Here is a 4,249-nt window from a genome sequence, read left to right on the forward strand (position 1 = left end):
TTCGGCATAGAGCGCATCGAAATGCGCAGACATCGAACGCAAAACCAGATCGGCGAGCACCTTCACGCGACGCAGCGGATGGTCTCGGGGAATTCGATCCTCGAGATTGACGTAGCTGAACAGGGGGCTCTGTTTATGGTCGGTGCCGCGCATCGGAACAATTAAAGTGGTAATGCAGATCGTATTGTAACGTCCGGGAAAGCCTTGCCAGTGCTCGGATCTGGCTAAATCAACAACCTGTTAGGTGCGGTCCTTGAGCATGTCCCTCAGGCGGCGGGGCGCAGGCTTCAGGGGCGTACGAGCCGCCGTCCAGCCCCTTTGCCTGGCAGGCGTCAGGGCACGAAAACGGGTGGCCAGCCAGCTGAAGGCCCGATAGGTGGATGGCCTGGAATAAAGTCCCGCCCACATCTTCCACAACAAGCTGATCTTCGGATCATAAGCAGCCCCCTGGCCCACCATTGCCGGATCGGCACGGGGAGCACTCTGAGCTTCGCCCCTGAGGCGGATCAGCAATTCCGGAATGGGGATCTTCACCGGACACACTTCCCCGCAAGCCCCGCACAAGCTTGAAGCCGTGGGCAGAAGATGGGTCTGTTCCAGCCCCATCATGTGCGGTGAAATGATCTTTCCGATCGGCCCCGGATAGGTGGTTCCATAAGCATGTCCTCCAATCCGGGTATAGACCGGGCAATGATTCATGCAGGCACCGCAACGGATGCACTGCAGCGTCTTGCGCAATTGCTCATCGGCATAGGCCTGGCTGCGGCCGTTGTCCAGAAGAACGAGGTGCACCTCCTCCGGACCATCCTGGTCCGTGCTCCGGCGCGGACCGGTGATCATGTTGAAATAGGTGGAAACCGCCTGACCAGTAGCAGAGCGGGTCAGAATGGAGAAAAGGGGGGCAACATGCTCCAGCTTCTCCACCACCTTCTCGATGCCCGTGATGGCGATGTGCACCTTCGGTACCGTGGTGCACATGCGTCCATTGCCTTCGTTCTCGACCAGACAGAGGGTACCGGTCTCCGCTACCGCGAAATTGACGCCTGACAGTCCAATGTCCGCCTCTTCGAACTTTTCCCTCAGTACCCGGCGACCGATCTGGATCAAGGCATCCACATTGTCCGTGTACTCCACACCGGGTATATGTTCGGCAAACAGCTTGGCGATCTGCTGCTTGGTCTGGTGAATCGCCGGCATGATGATGTGGGACGGCTTTTCACCAGCCAGCTGGACGATGTACTCGCCCATGTCGGATTCCAGCGCACCAATCCCGGCGGCCTCCATGGCATGGTTGAACTCGATTTCTTCGCTCACCATGGACTTGCCCTTCACGATGAGCTTGGCCGCGTGGCGACGGGCAATCTCCAGCATAATGGCATTGGCCTCATCGGGGGTTTCAGCCCAATGCACCTGAACACCATTGCGGACCAGGCTGGTTTCGAGTTGCTCCAGCAGGTCGGGCAACTTGGACAGGCTGTACTGGCGGATGTGCTCCGACAGCACCCGAAGGGAATCCAGCTCTTCCGGATCAGGAAACTGGACAGCCCGCTTAGCCATGAGGAAATCCATGGCCCCCCGGAAACTCTGGCGAAGATGGGTATCGTTCACGGCCTCATGCATGCGCTCACGCAAGGCCTGGGCCGAGACAAAGGCCAGGGGCTGACCGGCGTTGCTGGCAGGAGAGGAGGGGGTCTGGACGCTCATGACGCTTCTCCTTCTGCGTTGATGACCAGGACGATGAGCTCTTTCGGCCCATGGGCTCCATAAGCCAGGGTCTGTTGGATATCCGCCGTCTTGGAGGGACCCGAAACCAACAGCGCGTTGGTGGGTAGCCCTGCAGCCCAGTTCTCGTAGCGCAGCGCATCGAAGAACGTGGGATGGATGGTGGCCGCATCCAGCAACACGAAATGAAGCGGAGGAACGAGGGAAAGTGTTCGAGGTTCTTCAGGCGAAGACCAGAGAATCAGGCTACCGGTTTCCGCAATGGCCCCCCGGGCGTGGGTCAGGGCGGCATCAACCCGATGAAACAGATCGGCCTTCAGGGTTTCCACCTGTCCTTCCCAGGAACGCAGGACCGTTGTCTCAAATCGCGTGGTCATGAGACGCCTGCCCGCCGGAGTAAGACCTCCAAACATAAGGGTGTGCACCTGCTTTTGGGCACAAAGCGCTGAAAGGAGGGTGGGCCAGTCATCTTCGGTAGTGAGGTGCACCTGTGCCTGGAAACCCTCGATCCCGGTACGGAAGCGCCTCAGGCGTTCAGCCTTGGATTCTCCCCGGGCACGGGGCGCATAATGGGCCTCCAGAACAGGCGGCATCATCGCTTCCGCAGGCATGTGGGCACGGAGTCGTCCCAGAATTTTGTCTCGAGCGCTCATGACCGTTCTCCCATCGGCTTGCCACCGGTACGGCGCAACAGGAAAGTGGCCAGATGCTCACCCGGCAGGGAAGGGACGCTGCGACCCGCCTCCAGGTCTTCCCTTGCTGCGCGCTGAGTTATGTTGAGCATGCAGCCGCAATCCGCCGTGATCACCTGACCCGCCCCCGTTGCCTTGAGTGAAGCGACCTTGTCACTGACCATGGCCATGGAGACATCCGGATGCTTGAGCGAGAAGGTTCCCCCAAAGCCACAGCATTCGGACTCATGGTCATGATGAACGAGCTGGACGTTCGTCAGGCGGGCCAACAACTCACGCCCGACAAGATGTGTCCCCATCTCACGTCGAGCCGAGCAGGATGTATGCAGGGTCACGGTCGTACCCGGCCCGGTATCCGGACGGCTGAATCCCAGTACATGCAGCAGGAACTCCGCCAGCTCGTATGTACGCGCGCCGATGGAAGCAGCCCGGGCCATCAGGACCGGATCGTCACCCACCACCTTCTCCCAGTGCCAACGGATCATGCCCCCACAGGATCCGGACGGAACCACGATGGGGTAATCCCCCGGAAAGAGATCCAGTTGGGACTCGACCACCTGGCGGGCTTCGGCAGGGAAACCCGTAGTGAACGCAGGCTGGCCGCAACAGGTCTGGTTTTCCGGAAAAATTACCCGTACACCTTCCCGCTCCAGGAGGGTAATGGCATCCATGCCCGCTTCTGGGACAAACATGTCCACGAGACAAGTGGCGTAGAAATACACCGCCTCCGGGCGGAGTGGATAGGTGCGCATCGACACCCCCTGGCTGGGATTACTCATGTCTCCTCCGGTTTTTCGGATGATGGATGGACTTGGTTGAAATTGTCTACCTAGGTAAATTGGTAATACCAATTTTCTTTAATTGGAAAAATTTACGCGCACACGTTGGGATCGTCAATCACCAAAGAGGAGTAACTAACTGAATAGCCAGAAAAATAGGGGTTAACATGTAGCCAATTCGAGGTGTAGCGGACTTGAGCTCAAGGGAAGAGCCTCTTAAAATTTGGTCTGACCAATTTATTAACAAAACAATGTCTACAGGGAAGCTTGCAGTCCAGCGCCTATCTGACACGATCGCTCACGAACTGGAGCGACGGATTCTCGATGGAGCGCTGAAACCGGGTGATCGACTTCAACCAGAACGGGAGCTGGCAGCTGAACTCGGGGTATCTCGTCCTTCGCTACGGGAAGCAATTCAAAAATTGATCTCCAAGGGGTTGTTGCACAGCCGACAGGGAGGAGGGACCTATGTCACCGACCGTTTGGATGCCGGCTTTATCGATCCTTGGCAGGAAATGCTTCGACAGCATCCCAACATCCAGAACGACCTTCTCGAATTTCGTGGAATGCTGGAAAAAGAAGCCGCCATGCTCGCTGCTCGTCGGGCGACTAAAGCGGACCTCGAACGAATCGAGGAAGCTTTTGAGCAGGTAGACTCGGTATTTGCCCAAGGCAACTCACCAGGGGTGATTGAACAACAGGTTCAGGCTGACCTGGGTTTCCACCAGGCAATTGCGGAAGCCGCTCACAACGTCATGATCGGCCACTTGACGGCCAGCTTACTGAAGGTGATCAACGATCACATCGATCGCAACCTGCGCCACCTGCGCGGTAGCGATGCCGACTGGGACGCTCTGCGGGAACAGCACCGTGCGGTGTGGGAATCGATCCGTCGTGGGGATGCCGTGGCGGCGGGATTGGCCGTGTCCCATCATATTGAATTCGTGAGGGAAAGCATGAATGCCCGTTCCCGCCATGAAGAAAGATCCCAGCGCGCTCAGATCGTCCGTCGTTCGGGGGGTGGCGTGGCGAGGGGGGATCCGTCCTAGATGTGGC

At 58.1% G+C, this 4,249-nt stretch carries 4 protein-coding genes and 1 pseudogene; 1 reads left to right on the top strand and 4 read right to left on the bottom strand.

Features of this window, described 5'->3' with window-relative positions:
• The 4 genes and pseudogenes from PHD22_RS16560 to PHD22_RS16575 all read right to left on the bottom strand — a co-directional run.
• Positions 1-153, bottom strand: a pseudogene (locus PHD22_RS16560) (IS5/IS1182 family transposase); the annotation flags it as partial.
• A gap of 87 nt (positions 154-240) precedes the next feature.
• Positions 241-1,704 (bottom strand): LutB/LldF family L-lactate oxidation iron-sulfur protein, encoded by a 1,464-nt coding sequence (locus PHD22_RS16565; protein ID WP_299869452.1) that lies wholly within the window; start codon positions 1,702-1,704, stop codon positions 241-243.
• The gene (locus PHD22_RS16570) at positions 1,701-2,375 is read right to left on the bottom strand and encodes a lactate utilization protein (protein WP_299869454.1); all 675 of its coding nucleotides are present in this window, start codon (positions 2,373-2,375) and stop codon (positions 1,701-1,703) included. Before PHD22_RS16570 ends, PHD22_RS16565 begins: the two co-directional genes overlap by 4 nt.
• Entirely contained in the window at positions 2,372-3,193 is an 822-nt protein-coding gene (locus tag PHD22_RS16575) for a (Fe-S)-binding protein (RefSeq protein ID WP_299869457.1), read from the bottom strand. The genes PHD22_RS16570 and PHD22_RS16575 overlap by 4 nt, the downstream gene beginning before the upstream one ends.
• 194 nt (positions 3,194-3,387) lie before the next feature.
• On the opposite strand from PHD22_RS16575, the gene PHD22_RS16580 reads away from it, so the two are divergent.
• The gene (locus PHD22_RS16580; RefSeq protein WP_299869459.1) at positions 3,388-4,242 is read left to right on the top strand and encodes an FCD domain-containing protein; all 855 of its coding nucleotides are present in this window, start codon (positions 3,388-3,390) and stop codon (positions 4,240-4,242) included.
• Positions 4,243-4,249 lie beyond the last annotated feature (7 nt).

The sequence above is a fragment of the Zoogloea sp. genome (assembly GCF_028693495.1).
Taxonomy (GTDB): domain Bacteria; phylum Pseudomonadota; class Gammaproteobacteria; order Burkholderiales; family Rhodocyclaceae; genus Zoogloea.

Coding starts and splice junctions, on each gene's coding strand:
- PHD22_RS16565 (WP_299869452.1), bottom strand. CDS start 1,704: ATGAGCGTCCAGACCCCCTCCTCTCCTGCCAGCAACGCCGGTCAGCCC.
- PHD22_RS16575 (WP_299869457.1), bottom strand. CDS start 3,193: ATGAGTAATCCCAGCCAGGGGGTGTCGATGCGCACCTATCCACTCCGC.
- PHD22_RS16570 (WP_299869454.1), bottom strand. CDS start 2,375: ATGAGCGCTCGAGACAAAATTCTGGGACGACTCCGTGCCCACATGCCT.